Source organism: Roseovarius sp. 217, assembly GCF_000152845.1.
GTDB lineage: Bacteria > Pseudomonadota > Alphaproteobacteria > Rhodobacterales > Rhodobacteraceae > Roseovarius.
The window spans coordinates 1,434,621-1,451,782 of the sequence record NZ_CH902584.1 but is presented as its reverse complement, the minus strand read 5'-3'; the positions used below and the strand labels follow the sequence as shown (position 1 = coordinate 1,451,782).

The 17,162-nt window shown below is 62.6% G+C and carries 12 protein-coding genes; 7 read left to right on the top strand and 5 right to left on the bottom strand.

Features of this window, described 5'->3' with window-relative positions; all coding sequences use genetic code 11:
• Positions 1–9: 9 nt before the first annotated feature.
• The 5 genes from ROS217_RS06885 to ROS217_RS06865 all read right to left on the bottom strand — a co-directional run bounded on the left by ROS217_RS06885 (position 10) and on the right by ROS217_RS06865 (position 5,581).
• The gene (locus tag ROS217_RS06885) at positions 10–1,437 is read right to left on the bottom strand and encodes a sulfotransferase family 2 domain-containing protein (RefSeq protein ID WP_009816973.1); all 1,428 of its coding nucleotides are present in this window, start codon (positions 1,435–1,437) and stop codon (positions 10–12) included.
• 6 nt (positions 1,438–1,443) lie between these two features.
• Complete coding sequence (locus ROS217_RS06880; RefSeq protein WP_009816972.1) at positions 1,444–3,144, bottom strand: DUF5927 domain-containing protein; 1,701 nt, start codon at positions 3,142–3,144, stop codon at positions 1,444–1,446.
• Between the two features lie 19 nt (positions 3,145–3,163).
• On the bottom strand, positions 3,164–4,150 hold the full coding sequence (locus ROS217_RS06875; protein ID WP_009816971.1) for a glycosyltransferase family 2 protein: 987 nt from the start codon (positions 4,148–4,150) through the stop codon (positions 3,164–3,166).
• Between the two features lie 174 nt (positions 4,151–4,324).
• On the bottom strand, positions 4,325–4,876 hold the full coding sequence (locus tag ROS217_RS06870) for an ActR/PrrA/RegA family redox response regulator transcription factor (RefSeq protein WP_009816970.1): 552 nt from the start codon (positions 4,874–4,876) through the stop codon (positions 4,325–4,327).
• 75 nt (positions 4,877–4,951) lie between these two features.
• Positions 4,952–5,581, bottom strand: a complete 630-nt coding sequence (locus ROS217_RS06865; protein WP_009816969.1) for an SCO family protein — start codon at positions 5,579–5,581, stop codon at positions 4,952–4,954.
• Between the two features lie 89 nt (positions 5,582–5,670).
• Between ROS217_RS06865 and regB the strand changes: the two genes are divergently transcribed.
• The 7 genes from regB to addA all read left to right on the top strand — a co-directional run bounded on the left by regB (position 5,671) and on the right by addA (position 17,152).
• A complete protein-coding gene (regB, locus tag ROS217_RS06860; RefSeq protein ID WP_040651195.1) occupies positions 5,671–7,059 on the top strand; it encodes a sensor histidine kinase RegB in 1,389 nt (462 codons plus the stop codon).
• Between the two features lie 84 nt (positions 7,060–7,143).
• Entirely contained in the window at positions 7,144–8,643 is a 1,500-nt protein-coding gene (locus tag ROS217_RS06855; protein ID WP_254656381.1) for a PAS-domain containing protein, read from the top strand.
• A 40-nt stretch (positions 8,644–8,683) separates the two neighbouring features.
• Positions 8,684–9,169 (top strand): tRNA (adenosine(37)-N6)-threonylcarbamoyltransferase complex ATPase subunit type 1 TsaE, encoded by a 486-nt coding sequence (gene tsaE, locus ROS217_RS06850; protein ID WP_009816966.1) that lies wholly within the window; start codon positions 8,684–8,686, stop codon positions 9,167–9,169.
• A complete protein-coding gene (locus ROS217_RS06845) occupies positions 9,162–10,172 on the top strand; it encodes an aminoglycoside phosphotransferase family protein (protein WP_040650429.1) in 1,011 nt (336 codons plus the stop codon). Before tsaE ends, ROS217_RS06845 begins: the two co-directional genes overlap by 8 nt.
• A complete protein-coding gene (locus tag ROS217_RS06840) occupies positions 10,169–10,852 on the top strand; it encodes a nucleotidyltransferase family protein (protein ID WP_009816964.1) in 684 nt (227 codons plus the stop codon). Before ROS217_RS06845 ends, ROS217_RS06840 begins: the two co-directional genes overlap by 4 nt.
• Positions 10,845–13,784 (top strand): double-strand break repair protein AddB, encoded by a 2,940-nt coding sequence (gene addB / locus ROS217_RS06835; RefSeq protein WP_009816963.1) that lies wholly within the window; start codon positions 10,845–10,847, stop codon positions 13,782–13,784. Before ROS217_RS06840 ends, addB begins: the two co-directional genes overlap by 8 nt.
• Complete coding sequence (gene addA / locus ROS217_RS06830) at positions 13,781–17,152, top strand: double-strand break repair helicase AddA (RefSeq protein WP_009816962.1); 3,372 nt, start codon at positions 13,781–13,783, stop codon at positions 17,150–17,152. Before addB ends, addA begins: the two co-directional genes overlap by 4 nt.
• Positions 17,153–17,162: the final 10 nt, after the last annotated feature.

Genomic DNA, 17,162 nt, shown 5'->3' with positions numbered 1-17,162 from the left:
CCGGTGGAATCACGCCCAATCGTCGAAACCAAAGGTCATATAGTCGCGCAAATAGGCTTCGCGCGTTAGCGTCTCGATCTCGGCATCGTAAATCTCGGCCAGAGAAAACGGCCCAGTGTCCTGAACAGCGGGCGGCGCGGGCGGCTTGGGGTAGCCCACCTGCCGCGCCAAGGCCGCCAGATAGCCCGCCATTTCCGCCTCGCGCACCACCATGTCGGGCAGGGCGAATTCGGCCAGCCCTTCCAGCACGGAGGCCTGCGTCGCCCAATGCGCATCCACCCTTATACCGGTTTGCCCCGCCAGATTGGCCTTGAGAAATTGTAGAAAGGCGGCAAATGCCTGCCGGTGCGCCACGCGATCATAACTCTCGTCCAACTCCCCTTGGGGGATCGGCAGCTTGTGAAAATTGCGCAACGTACGGCGAATGTCGCGATAGCATCCCGGCCCCTTGATCAGGATCTTGTCGCAAAAGGCGGCATGCGCCCGCGCCACCGGGTGACGCAGCACGGTAAAGCGCCGATGCCCCGGCTTGCGCCGCATCCATTGCCGCAGCGCCTTTTGATTGAGCTTTGTGGGCAGCGTCTCGACCGGCACAGTGTCGAGGGCTGCCAGCCACGCGCGCACCTCGGCCTCGGGACCAGAGCGCACCGGCATATAGAGCAGAGGCGCACGCGCGCCGCTCACGAAACCGGGCACCGCCGCCCCGCGCCGTGGCTCAAAATTGGGGGTGCGCGTGAGGTTGAACTGATCGAGGCCCGCCAGCGCCCGCTCCATCTCTGCGAAATTCTCGACCTTGCTTTCCAGCGGCTCCGGGTTCTGCTTCTTGAGCGAGGCATCCAGCGCCTCCAGCCGCGCCGTGCATCCCAGATAGCGCGCCAGACCGTTCATCACCTCAAGGCTCTGCAAATCCTCATAGGCAAGGTAAAACCCTGCCTGCCCGGCCGCTTGCAGGCGGTTCAGCAAGAACACCTGAAACGCCTGCAACCGTCCGACATGCAGCTCGAATTCGGCCGGATCAAAGGTGATTTTGCTGTCACGGCGGCGCTTGACGTTGGTCAGTTTCCATTGCCCGGTTGCCTGCGCGATTTTCCACGACACATAGCTCTCGACCGGGTTACGCGTCAGGATGATCTTGGCGCAGCGCGGATTGTCCAGCATCAGGTCCAGAATGCGCGGGTCGTGATCATGGAAGTAGCGAAACCCGCCAATCCCCTGCGACTGCCCTTTGATCGCGCCGATCAAGCGTTCTGGCACCTCGTCGCGCTCAGCCTGTGTCAGACCCAGCAACTCGGTCTTGTTGGGATAGCCGATGAAATGCGGGTTGAACGCCTCACCATGGCATTCGACGCCGTCAAAGGCATTGAGGTTGGTTTCCAGAAAATTAGACCCGGTGCGCATCTCTGCGAACACCACGAAATAATCAAAAATGGCTGTCATTCGACCTTATCGCACAAGATAGGGTTTGCGGGGATTGCTCTGTGGTTCGATCAACCCCTGTTCGACCGGGAAATCCCCCATCACATAGGGATGCATGCCCTGATTCTTGAGGTTTTGCAGGAATTGGCCAAAGCCGGTCAGATCCGCCATGCGCGGGACCTCGGCCAAACCGCGCAGGTTCTGCTGCCCGATCTCGTCAATTATGGTCTGCAACGGCTCCATCGGGGCCTCGATGAAATCGGCCATGGTCCAGATCCGCACCCGCGCCTTGATCCATTGCGAACGCAACACCTCCAGATGCTTGCTCTCGATCCTTTGCAGCACCGCGGCCTCACGCCGAATATCCGAGAAGTTGGCGTTGGATTTGAACAGTGGCACCGCCCAAGCGCCTGAGATCACCGAAACCTGCGCATTCGGATCGCGCGCAATGTGCCACTCGATATCCTCAAAGACATCGCGCGGTCCAAGCTGAAAGCATTGCCGCTCGCCGCGCGTGTTCCAGATCAGGCTCGCCAGAAAGGCGCGCGGATTGTAATCGCGCAGCGCCGCACTGTCCGAAAGCGCGCCGTTCATCACCGTCTGACCATCCGAAAACTCGGCCCGTTCAGGAGCAAAGAGATGGCCATGCACCCGCATGCCCGTCATCCGCGCCAACCACGGCTGGAAATTCTCAAAGAGATCGCTAAAGCCCTCGAACACCGAATAGGGCGCGCAGGTCAGCCCATTTTCGCGCCCCTCTACCGGAAACCGGCTCTGCATATACAGGCCGGGACGTCCGCGCGTGCGCCGATCGACGGCCTTGGCAAAAATACGGTCGATCTTGCCGGGATTGGGTTCTGTCCGCTTCATCGCACTGGCCTGATCGGTCAGGAATGCCTCGTAGAGGCGGTCGGCAAAGGGCCAGATCTTGCGCGCGACAAAACAGTCGGAGCGCCGCAAGAGTTGCAGGTGATCGTCGTAGAAAATATGCGGCTTGCCCTGATAATCGAACTTGGACAGCGTGAGCGACCTGCTTTCGATCTGGCGGGAATATTGCCGCGCGAGGGTCTGAAAATAGCTCTCGTCGGGAATCCACACCTTGGAGAAATAGCGGTCGTAACCCCGCCGGTCCGGGTCCTCCAGAATCGCCGATAGCGTCTGACGCGTCAGACACCACCACTGGCTGCCCATATGCGGCACGATGCCGTTGGGGATGCGCCGCTTGAACCGCACCAACCGTTGCAGCGCCACGTATTTGTCAAAGAGATACCGGTTCTTGCGCCATGAGAAGGGAAAGCGCAGCGTGAATCGCTCCTGATCCAATCCCCCGATGGTCCAGGGCACATCCGCCGTCGTGGCGCTCTCGATGAAATCGGTATGGGGCCGTTTCGCGAGGTAGTCGATCAGTTCTTGCACCGGGCGCAAGGGCAGGCAAGACCCGGAGGCAAGATAGACATGCCGCACATCCTTGAAATCACGCAGCATGATTTCCGCAGCCCCCTGCGTTGCGGCGACAAGACCCCAAGTGCCCCATTCACAGCGATGGCGTGGGGCAAAGCGCACATCGGTCATATCCGAAAGCGCCTGCACAAAGGCATTGTAGCTCTTGCGCGGCACCGCCTTGTCGACATGGATCACCAGCGGACAGCCCGACGCCGCCCAATGGCGCGCCACCTGTTCGGCGCGACCAAAGGCCGTGTGAACCAGCATGATGATGCCTACGCTCATCGAGTCACTGCCCCTGTGCTCATGCCCAATTTCCTTTGGACATGAGCCCGAGAATTTCTAATTGCCGCCAGTTTATATATTTTTCCGACCATTTACACCAAAGTTCGGGATTATCCTTCACAATCTCGGCATAGGCTTTGTATTCGACACTGCCCGAGTAATGTTGGCGGCGCGTCAGCTCCTCGGCGGCCTTGACGGTAAAGGTGTCGAGGAACTTGGCATGCAGCAGAATGCCGCTTGCCTTTTCCCCGCCCCATTCGTCATAGGTCAGGTTCAGACCGCGCGGCAGGATCATGTGGGTCGAGCTTTCATAGGCATAGCGCCTGTCCCATTTGACCAACGGTGTCTTGTTGAGCGCCGGCGCCTTCTTGGGATTATCCGGGAAAAATACCCGCGCCCGTGGTCCGCCCTGAATCCAGAGGTTGCCGTAAAACTTGTTTTTTTCAACGATGTAATTACCGGGATCAAACCACGCGGCAATCTCCATCGGGTTTTGACCCGGCTGATACGGCACGGCGTCAATCCGCCCTTTGGGATACATATCGAGCAGCATCGCGCCAAAGGATTTCACCTGAGAGGTATCCAGCCAGTCGGTCAGCGCGCGAATGGGCCGCGTGTCGCAGAAAGGATAAATAAAGAACTCGTCGGGATCGATCACCAGAGTCCAATGGCCGTGGCCATATTTACCCTGAAGCCAGTTGAGCCAATCCACGCCAAATCGCGACCGCTTGTAGCTCGATTTCGTGGACCAGAGCGATACGTCCTCTTGGGCCGCAAGATATTCTGCGCCGCCATCGGTGCTGCCATTGTCCACGATCAGGAAATGCGAAATCCCCAACTCTCTGTAATAGCGCAGAAAATAGGGCAGGCGGATATGCTCATCGCGCATCGTCGAGAACAGAAGGACATCGCCCGGCTTGATCCGTTCGGTGCGGTTGATGACCGGAGTCAGTGAGAAATGCTTGCGGAACGCACGAATTTTCGCACGCTTGCGTCGCAACCGCATCCGATATGACTGCCATGCCCCCAAAGATTATGCCCTGCTGCCCGCTCTGAATTTCTCAACATTAGTCCCTCAGGATTAATACGAGCTTTTCCAAAACAATCTTAGCTAAAAATACGGTCTGTCGTCTCAAAGTGACCCGATTACAAGCATGACGAGCTTTTAAATCGCTAGAAACTACCTTGGAGATCGCTTTGCCAAGATCCGCTGCAATGTACGCCGATGCATATTCAGACGCCGCGCGGTTTCACTCACGTTCCGATCGCACAGCTCATAGACCCGCTGAATATGCTCCCAGCGCACCCGGTCCGCGCTCATCGGGTTCTCGGGCGGTGGCGGCAATTCGGCACCATTCGCCAAAAGCGCGTTGGTGATGTCGGTGGCATCTGCTGGCTTGGACAGATAATCCGTGGCCCCGATCTTGACCGCAGCGACCGCGGTCGCAATTGCGCCGTAGCCCGTCAGAACCACGATCCGGCTATCCGGCCGCTTTTCGCGGATCACTTCGACCACATCGAGCCCGTTGCCATCCTCCAACCGCAGGTCACACACCGCATAGGCGGGGGGGCGTGCCGTGGCAATCGCGCGCCCGGCGGCGACCGATCCGGCGGTCTCGACCTCAAAACCGCGCTTTTCCATGGCCTTGGCCAGACGTTTCAAAAATGCCTCGTCATCGTCAACCAGCAGAAGCGACCTGTCTTCACCGATGTCCTGCATGTCGTCGGCCATGCCGATCCTCCTGTTGCGCAACGCTGTCGTAGGTTCTAGCCCGCTGCATGACCTGCGTCAAACAAACGCGCTATTCTAGCTTGCGTCAATGAAACATTGAACGCGATCAGCCATTTGCTCTGGAGTCACGTCACGGCGGAAAAACTCGACAAAGCCGTGCTGAGGCAGAGACAGGTAGGTCATGGTGGAATGGTCCACCAAATAAAACTCTTCCTCGCCCTCGGTCGGCTTATGCGCCTGAAAGAATGTGCGATACGCCTTTGAGGCTGCGCGCACCTGCTCTTCGCTGCCCGTCAGACCCAGCATCCGGGGATGCAGATACTCGGTGTACTCAGCCATCACCTCGGGCGTGTCCCGCTTTGGGTCGATCGAGATGAACACCGGCTTGACCATGGCGCCCCGCTCCTCCAGCAGATCGACCGCTGCCGCGTTGCGCGCCCCGTCCAAGGGGCAGACATCCGGGCAGAAGGTGTAGCCGAAATAGATCAGAGCGGGTTGATCAATCACCTCTTTGTCTGTGACCGTCTCGCCGGTCTCGCTGACAAGGGTGAACGCTCCACCGATCTGTGCAGCCCCGCCCGCCACATTCGACGCCCGGCATTGCGCAAACTGGTCATCGCCCGTCTTGCCCATCGTCATGACATAGGTGATCCCCAAACCGAAGATCAAGACAGCAGCGGCAGACATGGCGATCAGGCGGGTCATGGGATGTCCTTGCGTTCGAACGGGCAGAGTGCAACGTTCGGCCTATGTAACATCCCCTCCCCCGCATGCAATGGGACGCAGGCGCACATATGGCTCATCCCTCACCTGATCTGTTCAAATCCCGCGAACGCGGCAATTGGATCCGGCTGCGCACGCTGGTCCTGTTGCGCTGGTGGGCCATCGTGGGTCAGGCGACGGCGCTGATCATCGCCGAACGGGTCTATCACCTCGATCTGGAAATCGGCCTCTGCTTTCTGGTGATCGGGGTTTCAATTGCAAGCAATCTCGTCGCCGCCTTCGTCTTTGCCGAGAACAAGCGCCTGTCGGAGCAGGATACCTTTCTGGTCGTGCTCTTCGACATGTTGCAACTGGGGCTCTTGCTCTATCTCACTGGCGGGCTGCACAATCCCTTCTCGATCCTGATCGTCGGTCCCGTCACGGTGTCGGCCTCTGCCCTCTCGGGGCGCTCCACCGCCTTTCTCGGCGCGATGGCGATCATGATCGTCACGCTCTTGATGCAATTCTACCTGCCGCTGCGGCTTCAGGATGGGTTCGTTCTGGCGATGCCGGATGTGTTCCGCTTTGGCAACTGGGTGGCCATTGTCATCGCGGTCCTCTTTCTCGGGGTCTATTCACGCTGGATCGTACAGGAAATGCACGCCATGTCAGACGCCCTGCAAGCCACGCAAATGGCGCTCGCGCGCGAACAGAAACTGACCGATCTGGGCGGCGTGGTCGCCGCCGCCGCGCATGAATTGGGCACGCCGCTCGCGACTATCAAATTGGCCAGCGCCGAACTGGCGGAGGAACTGACCGATCACCCGGACCTGCGCGAGGATGCGCTCTTGATCGTGCAGCAAACCGACCGTTGCCGCGACATCCTGCGCTCCATGGGTCGCGTGGGCAAGGATGATCTGCACCTGCGCAGCGCCCCCCTGACCGCGCTCATCGAAGAAGCGGCAGAGCCGCATGTCGACCGGGGCAAACTGATTCATTTCGATCATGGCGAGGGGGATCTGATCACCCAGCCGACTGTGCTGCGCCGCCCCGAAGTGATTCACGGCCTGCGCAACCTGATCCAGAACGCTGTGGATTTCGCGCGCGAGAATGTATGGGTCGAGAGCGGCTGGACCGAAGATGCCATCACGCTGCGGATCATGGACGATGGGCGCGGCTATCCGCCGGACATGCTGGGGCGCATCGGCGACCCCTTCATCCGCCGCCGTGCGCCCACCAGCGATCCGCAGCGCCCGGAATACGAAGGCATGGGATTGGGCCTCTTCATCGCCAAAACCCTGTTGGAGCGGTCAGGCGCCGATCTCACCTTTGCCAACGGCTCGGACTCGTTCCGCACGCAGGCCAGCCATGCAACGCGCACCGGGGCCATGGTTGAGGTCTCATGGCCCCGCAACGCCATCGAGGCCCCATCGGGCGCGCTCAACCCGGCCTTGGGAGTGAACCAGCCCATTCGCGGCTGATCCCGACTGACGTTAATCGCCCCTTAACCACTCTGCGCCAAGCTCGCTCTCGGAAACAGCCTGCGAGGGATGCGGATGTCTGACATGACCGTTTGGGATATTGCCATTCTGGTGCCGCTGGCTCTGATGCTTTCGATGGTTGCGCTCTGGCTGATGGGCCGTACCGCGCCTACCGCGGCCACTGATGAAACCGGAAAGCAAGAGACGGTGTTTCTCTTTCGGGGCGGAATCCTGGTGGATCACGACGCGGCCAACCTGCTCCTTCCCGACGCGCGCGAGGCAGAGAACGATTGGGCGCGGTTTCGCAGGTGGATGGGCTTTCGGTTTGGGAATTTGCCGCACGGGTACGAGGATCTGACCGACGGGGAGAGCCTTCGGTTGTTGGCGGACGGCGCGGCGCAACTCCATCTCTCCCGTCAGAACGAGACAGTGCGCGCCGTGTTGCGGGACGATGCGCCCGCCGATGCCGCCGCCCGCCACGCCCAGGCCTGTCACCACCACGATTTACAATCCCAATCCCTCGCCGCGCAGAGCGCGCCGCTCCCCGTCTGGATAATGGACGCAGTCGGCACTGTGATCTGGCAGAATGACAGCGCCCGCGCCATCGCACCTCGACATACCGCGCGCCTTACGGGACCTCCCGATGATCTGCCGGACCTCGGTGGCACCCTGCGGACACGACTGACCCTGACGGGCGAAGGGGGAGCGGCGGATCAATCGTATGATCTGCATGTGACCCGCACAGAGTCCGGCACCATTCATTACGCCTTCGACATCACACGCCTGATCCGGGCCGAAACAGCGCAACGTGATTTTGTCCAAACGCTCAGCAAGACCTTTGCCGATCTGACTGCCGGGCTGGTGGTGTTCGACCGGGCCAAGACATTGGCGGTCTTCAATCCCGCGCTGACCGATCTCACAAGTCTCTCGCCTGAATTTCTCAGCGCTCGGCCGAGTCTCTTTGGCTTTTTCGACGCCTTGCGCGACCGGATGGTGATGCCCGAACCCAAAAACTACGCAAGCTGGCGCGGCCAGATCGCCGATATGGTCAAAAGCGCCACAGGCGGTCTCTATCACGAGGTCTGGACCTTGCCCTCGGGCCAGACCTACCGCGTCACAGGACGGCCCCATCCCGATGGCGCAGTGGCCTTTATGTTCGAGGATATCTCGCTCGAGGTCTCTGTCACCCGGCGTCACAGGCTCCAGATGGACCTGCACCAATCCGTCATCGACCGGCTGGAGGACGGGATCGCCGTGCTCGCGCAGGATGGTCGTCTTCTCTTCTGCAACACCACTTTTGGCGAGATGCTGGGGATTGCCCCGGATGTCACCTTTGCCGAGATGAGGCTGCATGACGTGATCAGCGCGTGCAGCGCACGCTATCCCGATCCCGGCCTCTGGCCGGAGATAGAGGATCGCATCACGACGCGGCGTCTGGTTGCAACTCTCCACGACAGCGCCGGCCCACCGGGTCAAAAGGGCGCGGACGTGCGGGTGGTGCCGCTTGGTCGAGGCCAATTCATGCTCTGCCTCAAGAGCCGGGAAAGCGCATCAACAGGCGCTGTTGGCCTGCCCGCACGCTGATCCGGGTTGCGGGCGAACGCGGCGTGTGTAGTGTCGGAGCATGTCCGATCACCACGTCCTTATCCCCCTCGCCAGCCCCGATGCGACCTGCACCTTGGCCCAAGGCCTCGCACCCCGGCTCAGACCCGGCGATACGGTCCTGCTCTCGGGCGGCGTGGGCGCGGGCAAGACCCATTTCGCCCGCTGCCTGATTCAATCCCTGCTGATCACCCCCGAAGATGTGCCCTCACCGACCTATACCCTTGTCCAGACCTATCCGGGGCGGACGGCCGACATCTGGCATGCCGACCTCTACCGCCTGAGCGACGCAATCGAGCTTGTCGAACTGGGCCTGACCGAGGCGTTTTCCGACGCCATTTGCCTGATCGAATGGCCTGACCGTCTCGGGGACCTGACCCCGATTGATGCCCTCTGGCTGCATTTCGACCCGTTGACAGACCCCGGCGCAGAGGATCGCCGCCTCTTGCGGTTGACGTGGCAGGATGACAGGTGGGGACAGCGACTAAAGGGGCTATTGAATGACTGAGCGCACTGCCCTGATGCTGGGCTTTCTCGCCGGGACTGATTGGGCCGATGCGGCGCTTTCCCCTTTGGCTGGCGATGCCTCTAACCGGCGCTATCTGCGGCTGCGGCGTGACACCGGCGCGAGTGCCGTGCTGATGGATGCGCCACCCGAACGTGGCGAGGATGTGCGCCCCTTCCTGCAGATTGCCGGTTATCTCACCGGCCTCGGCCTCAGCGCCCCACAGGTCTTTGCACAGGACGAGGCGCGCGGCTTCCTGATCCTTGAGGACTTGGGCGACGCACTCTTTGCCCGCGTCATCCCGGTTGCGCCACAAATGGAGCAGCAGCTATACGCCGCTGCCACCGATGTGCTGACCGAAATGCACCGCGCGCCCCCGCCTGAGGGTCTCAAACCCTACGGCCCAGACACCATGACCGAAATGGCGGCCCTCGCCTTTGACTGGTATCTCACTGGCGCTACGGGTGAAAACAGCCCACAGCGCGCCGAAGCTCTCGCCGCGCTGCACAGTGTCTTGCGCCAGCACTCCGGAACCACCGATGTGATCGTCCTGCGCGACTATCACGCCGAGAACCTGCTCTGGCTGCCGGCGCGCGGAGGGGCGGCCCGTGTCGGCCTTCTGGATTTTCAGGACGCCATGACGGGTCACCGGGCCTATGATCTGGTCTCTGTGCTGCAAGACGCCCGCCGCGATGTGCCCCAACCGCTCCAGACTGCGATGATTGCCCGCTATTGCGCCGCAACCGGCACGGATCAGACCGCCTTTGAGGCCGCCTATCACTGCCTCGGCGCGCAGCGCAATCTTCGTATCCTCGGCGTCTTTGCCCGCCTCTGCCTGCGCGATGGCAAGGCGCATTACATCGACCTCATCCCGCGCGTCTGGGACCATCTGCAACGGGATCTCGATCACCCGGCACTTGCCCCGGTTGCCGATCTCCTGCGCACCGCGCTCCCTGCGCCAACACCCGCCGTCAGAGAGCGCCTGCGCGCGCAACGCGCGCCATGAGCCTGCCGCTGATGCTCTTTGCCGCCGGGTTCGGCACGCGCATGGGGGCGCTGACCGCGACCCGTCCCAAACCGCTGATCGAGGTGGCAGGTCGCCCGCTCATCGACCACGCGCTGGATCTCGTCACGGCGCATGGCGCGGCCCCGGTGGTGGCGAACCTGCACTATCTGGCTGATCAACTGGCGCAGCATCTGGCGGGGCGCGCTATCCGCTTCTCTCTCGAATCGCCTGAGATTTTGGAAACCGGCGGCGGACTTCGCGCCGCGCTGCCGCTGCTTGGCCCCGGCCCGGTCTTTACCATGAACACCGATGCCGTCTGGCGCGGCCCCAATCCGCTCGACCACCTCGCACGCCTCTGGCGCCCCGCAGAAATGGACGCGCTTCTGCTCTGCATCCCGCGCGCGCAGGCCGTCGGCCATTCCGGCACGGGCGATTTCCAGATAGACCCGGATGGGCGCGCCACGCGCGGCCCGGGCTCTGTTTATTCCGGGCTTCAGATCGTAAAGCCCGACCTGCTTCACACCATCCCCGAGCGTGCCTTTTCCCTCAACCGTGTCTGGGACATGATGCTGGCCGAGCGCAGGCTCTTCGCCGCCGACTACCCCGGCCATTGGTGCGATGTCGGTCGCCCCGAGGGGATCGCACTGGCCGAATCCATGCTTGCCGCCGCCGATGTTTGACCCCTCGGACGCCCCCCGCCTCTATGGCATCCCCCCCGGCGTGGATTTCCCCCGCGCTCTGGTCGGGGGCCTGCGCGCGCGTCACGCAGGCCAACCGCCCGAAACCCTCGCGCGCGTGCAACTTATCGTCAACACCCGCCGCATGGCCCGCCGCATCCGCGAGTTGTTCGACCAAGGCCCCCCCTGCCTCTTGCCGCGCATCAGCCTCCTGACCGATCTCGGAGAACTGTGGGATCTGGCCCATATCCCCGACGCGGTGCCGCCCCTGCGCCGCAGGCTGGAACTGGTGCGGCTGATCACCAAACTGCTCGACAGCGCCCCTGATTTGGCCCCGCGCAGCGCGATCTACGACCTTTCCGATAGCCTTGCCGGGCTGATGGACGAAATGCACGGCGAAGGCGTGTCGCCGCACGCCATCGAGGCGCTCGATGTCAGCGACCAATCCGGCCATTGGGCCCGGATCAAATCCTTTCTCGGCATCGTCCGACATTATTTCGAGGCGGGCGGTGCCGCCCCCGATGTGGAAACCCGTCAGCGGCTCGTGATAGAGCGTCTGGCGGCCCTCTGGGACGAAATGCCGCCAAAGCATCCCGTGATCCTCGCAGGCTCCACCGGCTCGCGCGGGGCGACGCAGCATCTCATGCAGGCGGTTGCGCGCCTGCCGCAAGGGGCGGTGGTGCTGCCCGGCTTTGATTTCGACACGCCCGCCCCGGTCTGGGACGCGTTGGACGATGCCATGCTGTCCGAGGATCATCCCCAATACCGCTTTTGCCGCGTGGCGGTGGGGGCCGGGATCACGCCGGTCGATATCCGGCCGTGGTCCGACACCCGCCCCGCCAATCCGGCACGCAACGCGCTGGTGTCATTGGCCCTGCGCCCGGCCCCCGTGACCGATCAATGGTTACGCGATGGTCCGCATCTGCGCGACATCACCGGGGCTATGGCCGATGTGACGCTGGTCGAGGCCCCGTCGCAACGCCAAGAGGCGCTCGCCATCGCCATGCGCCTGCGTCAGGCGGCAGAGGATGGGCGCACCGCCGCCCTCATCACCCCCGACCGGACCCTCACCCGTCAAGTGACCGCCGCGCTTGACCGTTGGGATATCCTGCCCGATGACAGTGCGGGCCTGCCGCTGCACCTCTCGCCGCCGGGGCGTTTCCTGCGTCATGTCGCCGATCTTTTCCGCAACCGGCTCAGCGCCGAATCGCTGCTGACCCTGCTCAAGCATCCGTTGGCGCATCAGGGGGCGGAACGTGGCACGCATCTGCGCCTGACCCGAGAGTTGGAATTGCACCTGCGCCGCCATGGTCCGCCCTATCCGACCGAAGACAGCCTGCGCGCCTGGGGTGCGGGCCAAAGGGATCAACTCATCCCCGATTGGGTCAACTGGCTCTGCGATTGCTTCGTGAACAGAGACTATTCCGGTGAAATGCCGCTTGAAAACAGTGTCGCCGCGCATTTGGAACTGGCTGAACAGATCGCCCACGGCTGCCATGGCACAGGCTCCGGCACGCTCTGGCTCAAGGATGCCGGTCAAGAGGCGCAGAAGGCCGTGACCGAGTTGCAGACCGAGGCACATCACGCAGGCACGCTCAGCGCCAGTGACTATTCCAGCCTCTTTCACAAAGTTCTCAGCGCGCGCGAGGTGCGCAATCCTGTTGATCCGCACCCCCATATCCTCATCTGGGGCACGCTTGAGGCGCGCGTTCAGGGGGCCGATCTCTTGATCCTCGCCGGACTGAATGAGGGCAGCTGGCCCGTATCCCCCAAAGCCGACCCATGGCTCAACCGCGCCCTGCGTCATCAGGTGGGTCTCTTGCTGCCCGAGCGGCGAATCGGCCTTTCGGCGCATGATTTCCAACAGGCGATTGCCGCACCCGAGGTCTGGCTCACCCGTTCCGTGCGCTCTGCCGATGCCGAAACCGTGGTATCGCGCTGGTTGAACCGTATCCTGAACCTGCTTTCTGGCCTTCCCGATCAAGGCGGGCAAGCGGCTATTGACGCCATGCGCGCCCGTGGCCACGTCTGGCTTGACCACGCTGCGGCGCTTGAGGAACCGGGCGAGGCGCCCCGCGCTGCCCGCCCGGCGCCCGCCCCGCCCGTCGCCGTGCGACCTGATCACCTGACCGTGACCGAGATCAAGCGTCTCATTCGCGACCCCTATGCCATCTATGCCCGCCATATCCTCAAACTGCGCCCGCTCGATCCGCTCATGCGCGCGCCCGATGCGCTGTTGCGCGGCACCGTGCTGCATGAAATCCTCGAAGGCTTCATTCGCGAAACGCTGGAGCATCCTGCGCAGTGCACCCACGCCACGCTTATGCGCCATGCAGAGACTGTTCTGGCCCAAAACGTGCCTTGGGCCGAGGCGCGCGCCCTTTGGCTGGCGCGGCTCGAACGGGTGGCTGACTGGTTTATAGACACTGAGGCGCAGCGTCGCGCGCTGGCCCATCCCGTGTATTTCGAGGCCGCGGGGCGCGCGACCCTGCCGGATCTGGGCTTTACCCTCTCTGCCAAAGCCGACCGGCTAGATCTCGACGATCTGGGGCGACTGCATATCTACGATTACAAAACCGGCGCGCCGCCTTCGACCAAGGAACAGACCAGTTTCGACAAGCAATTGCTGCTTGAGGCCGCGATTGCCACCCGTTCAGGCTTTGAGGGCATGGGTCCGACCCGTGTCGCCCGCGCGGTATTCATCGGACTTGGCAGCACTCCCAAAGAGCTGGACGCCCCTCTCGATACAGAACCACCGGACAAGATCTGGTCAGAGTTTCACGCCCTGATGTCGGCCTATTTCGACCCTGATATGGGCTATACCGCCCGCCGTGCGCCGCGCATGGCCGAGGATGATGGCGATTACGACCAACTGGCACGGTATGGTGAATGGGAAATGACCGACACGCCGCATGTGACAAAGGTGGGCCAATGACCGCGCGCGACGCAGCCACCCAGGCGCAGGTCGAGGCCGCGCGCCCCGACCTCTCGACATGGCTTTCGGCCAATGCCGGGTCGGGCAAGACGCGGGTACTGACCGACCGCGTGGCGCGGCTTTTGCTCGATGGGGTCAATCCCCAGCATATCCTCTGCCTAACCTACACCAAGGCCGCCGCCTCCGAGATGCAAAACCGTCTCTTTCGCCGCCTTGGGGCGTGGGCGATGCTGGCCGATGACGCGCTCATGCAGGAGCTTGACCTCTTGGGTCATGAGGGGGCTATCACCGATCAGACCCTGCGCGACGCCCGCCGCCTCTTTGCCCGTGCGATCGAGACACCGGGCGGGCTGAAAATCCAGACGATCCACTCCTTCTGCGCCTCCCTCCTGCGCCGCTTTCCGCTCGAGGCGGGTGTCACACCGCAATTCACCGAGATGGAGGATCGCACCGCCACCCTCCTGCGCGCCGAGATTGTCGAGGACCTAGCCGCCGGGCCGCATGCCGCCACATTCTACGCCCTTGCCAGACACTATTCCGGCGAAACTCTCGAAAAACTGACCGCCGATATTGTCCGCCATCGCACCGGCTTTGCCCAAGCTATCAGCGATGCAGAGCTTGCTACCCTCTTTGATCAGCCCGAGGGTCTCAGCCCCGAGATGATCCGCGACCGGGTGTTTCTGGGCAATGAACAATCGCTCTTGGATCAACTTTTGCCCGCGCTTCAGGCGGGATCGACTAATGATGTCAAAGCTGCCGCGAAACTGGTGCAAATTTCTGCACTCGACCTGCGCGCACTGCCGTTCTTGGAGGATGTCTTTCTCACCGGAAAATCCTCGAAATCGCCGTTTTCCGCCAAATTAGGCTCGTTTCCAACCAAGGCGACCCAAGTCACCCTCGCCCCTGTCATGCCGCAGATCGAGCAATGGATGCTGCGCGTCGAGGATACGCGCCCTGCGCGTCTGGCCCTCCTTGCCATGCAGAAAACCCGCGCTTTGCACGATTTCGCCCGTGCTTTCCTGCCTGCCTATGAACGAGCCAAGCAACTGCGTGGCCTGCTTGATTTCGATGATCTGATTCTGCGCGCCCGCGATCTTTTGACCGCTCCGGCGGTTGCGGCTTGGGTGCTCTATCGTCTTGATGGCGGTATCGACCATATTCTGGTGGACGAGGCGCAGGATACCAGCCCCGTGCAATGGCAGGTGATCGAACGCTTGGCGCAGGAATTCACCTCTGGTGAGGGCGCGCGTGCCGATGTGGCCCGCACGATCTTTATCGTGGGGGATAAAAAACAGTCGATTTATTCCTTCCAAGGTGCCGATCCGCGCGAATTCGACCGCATGCAGCGGGAGTTTGGCCTGCGTCTGAGCGCCACCAACAGCCCCCTGCAATCGCGCGTTCTGGCCTATTCCTTCCGCTCGTCGCGGGCGATCCTGACCACTGTCGATTGCTGCTTTGATCAGAGCAGCGAGAGCGGCTTTACGCCGGAACAGGGTCACAAAGCCTTCTTTGATACCCTCCCCGGCCGTGTCGATCTCTGGCCTGTGGTCGAGAAACCGGAAGAGGAGGAACCGCCCGCCTGGCACATGCCCGTTGACATCCGCGCCACCAACGATCCCGCGATCCTTCTGGCGCGGCAGGTGGCGGCGGCCATGCGCGACATGATCGCCGCGCGGCAGGCCATCCCCGATTCCAAATCGCCCAGCGGGTTTCGGGCCGTGCAACCGGGCGACTTCCTCATCCTTGTGCGTCGCCGTTCGGCGCTCTTTCACGAAATCATCCGCGAATGCAAGGCGCAGGGTCTGCCCATCGCCGGGGCTGACCGGCTCAAGGTCGGGGCGGAGCTTGCCGTGCGCGACCTTGAGGCGCTCTTGTCCTTCCTCGCCACGCCCGAGGATAGTCTGGCCCTCGCCATCGCCCTGCGCTCGCCGCTCTTCGGCTGGTCCGAGGCACAGCTTTACGACCTCGCTCAGGGCCGCAATCGTCCCTATCTGTGGGAGGAATTGCGCGCCCACGAGGCCGAGCGTCCCGAAGTCATGGCCGTTCTCCATGATCTCAGGAACCATGCCGATTTCCTGCGCCCCTATGACCTGATCGAGCGTGTCCTGACCCGCCACGATGGCCGCCGCCGCCTGCTCGCCCGTCTGGGGACCGAGGCCGAGGATGGCATCGACGCCCTTCTGGCACAGGCCATGGCCTATGAGAGCCGCGCGGTCGATAGCCTCACTGGCTTTCTCGTCTGGATGGAAACCGACGATCTTGAGATCAAGCGCCAACTCGACAGCGCCGGCAACCGCATCCGCGTGATGACCGTGCATGGCGCCAAGGGGCTGGAGGCGCCCGTGGTGATCCTGCCTGAATGCGGCACATGGCGCATGCCGAACGCACCACAGATCGTGACGCAAAGCGGCCATGCGCTCTGGACCGGGCGCGCCGATGACATGCCCCCCACCTTGGCCAAGGCGATCGAGGCCGAGCGCCGAGCGCTGCTCGCGGAACGTGACCGCCTGCTCTATGTCGCCATGACCCGGGCCGAGACTTGGCTGATCGTCGCCGCCCATGGCGATTTGGGCAAGCAGGGTGACACCTGGTATGACAAGGTGCAGCGCGGGATGCAGGCGGCAGGTGCCGTGCCACACAGCTTCGTTCAAGGCCCCGGTTTCCGCCTCGATCACGGCATTTGGGCTGAAACAGAGACTGTGTCCGCGCCGCCTGCGCTCTCTCGGACAGTCACCCTCGATCCGCTCTTTCAGCGCCCCGCGCCGCTCCCTGCGCGCCTCAAAACGCTAAGCCCTTCGGACTTGGGCGGTGCCAAGGCGCTGCCCGGTGAGCGTGGGCTGGATGAAGAGGCCGCCAAGCGGCGCGGTCGCCAGATTCACCGCCTGCTTGAATTCCTGCCCACCGTGCCCGCCGCCGACTGGCCCGGCACCGCCGCGCGGCTTCTCTCCAACGGCAGCGATGCCGCGACAGGCGACGAACTCGCCCTCCTGCTGGCTGAGGCGGATAAGGTACTGACCCGGCCCAGCCTGAGCTCGCTCTTCACCCCCGATGCGCTGACCGAGGTGGCGGTCACCGCCCATCTCGCGGCCCTGCATGGGCGGCGCATTCACGGCATCATCGACCGTCTGATTATTGACGAAACCCGCATTCTGGCCGTGGATTTCAAGACCAACGCGCTGGTGCCCGACACGGCGCGCGACTGTCCCGATGCCCTCTTGCGCCAGATGGGGGCCTATGCCCATGCGCTGTCCCAACTCTACCCTGATCGCCGCATCGACACCGCGATCCTCTGGACCCGCACCGCCACGCTCATGGACCTCCCCCACGATCTTGTGACTGCGACACTTGAATCCACTACCATCGCTTGACGCGCCCGGT

Bases quoted from the DNA above. Each gene is read 5' to 3' on its own strand.
- ROS217_RS06885 (WP_009816973.1), bottom strand. From the start codon at position 1,437: ATGACAGCCATTTTTGATTATTTCGTGGTGTTCGCAGAGATGCGCACC.
- ROS217_RS06880 (WP_009816972.1), bottom strand. From the start codon at position 3,144: ATGAGCGTAGGCATCATCATGCTGGTTCACACGGCCTTTGGTCGCGCC.
- ROS217_RS06875 (WP_009816971.1), bottom strand. From the start codon at position 4,150: ATGCGGTTGCGACGCAAGCGTGCGAAAATTCGTGCGTTCCGCAAGCAT.
- ROS217_RS06870 (WP_009816970.1), bottom strand. From the start codon at position 4,876: ATGGCCGACGACATGCAGGACATCGGTGAAGACAGGTCGCTTCTGCTG.
- ROS217_RS06865 (WP_009816969.1), bottom strand. From the start codon at position 5,581: ATGACCCGCCTGATCGCCATGTCTGCCGCTGCTGTCTTGATCTTCGGT.
- regB (WP_040651195.1), top strand. From the start codon at position 5,671: ATGGCTCATCCCTCACCTGATCTGTTCAAATCCCGCGAACGCGGCAAT.
- ROS217_RS06855 (WP_254656381.1), top strand. From the start codon at position 7,144: ATGACCGTTTGGGATATTGCCATTCTGGTGCCGCTGGCTCTGATGCTT.
- tsaE (WP_009816966.1), top strand. From the start codon at position 8,684: ATGTCCGATCACCACGTCCTTATCCCCCTCGCCAGCCCCGATGCGACC.
- ROS217_RS06845 (WP_040650429.1), top strand. From the start codon at position 9,162: ATGACTGAGCGCACTGCCCTGATGCTGGGCTTTCTCGCCGGGACTGAT.
- ROS217_RS06840 (WP_009816964.1), top strand. From the start codon at position 10,169: ATGAGCCTGCCGCTGATGCTCTTTGCCGCCGGGTTCGGCACGCGCATG.
- addB (WP_009816963.1), top strand. From the start codon at position 10,845: ATGTTTGACCCCTCGGACGCCCCCCGCCTCTATGGCATCCCCCCCGGC.
- addA (WP_009816962.1), top strand. From the start codon at position 13,781: ATGACCGCGCGCGACGCAGCCACCCAGGCGCAGGTCGAGGCCGCGCGC.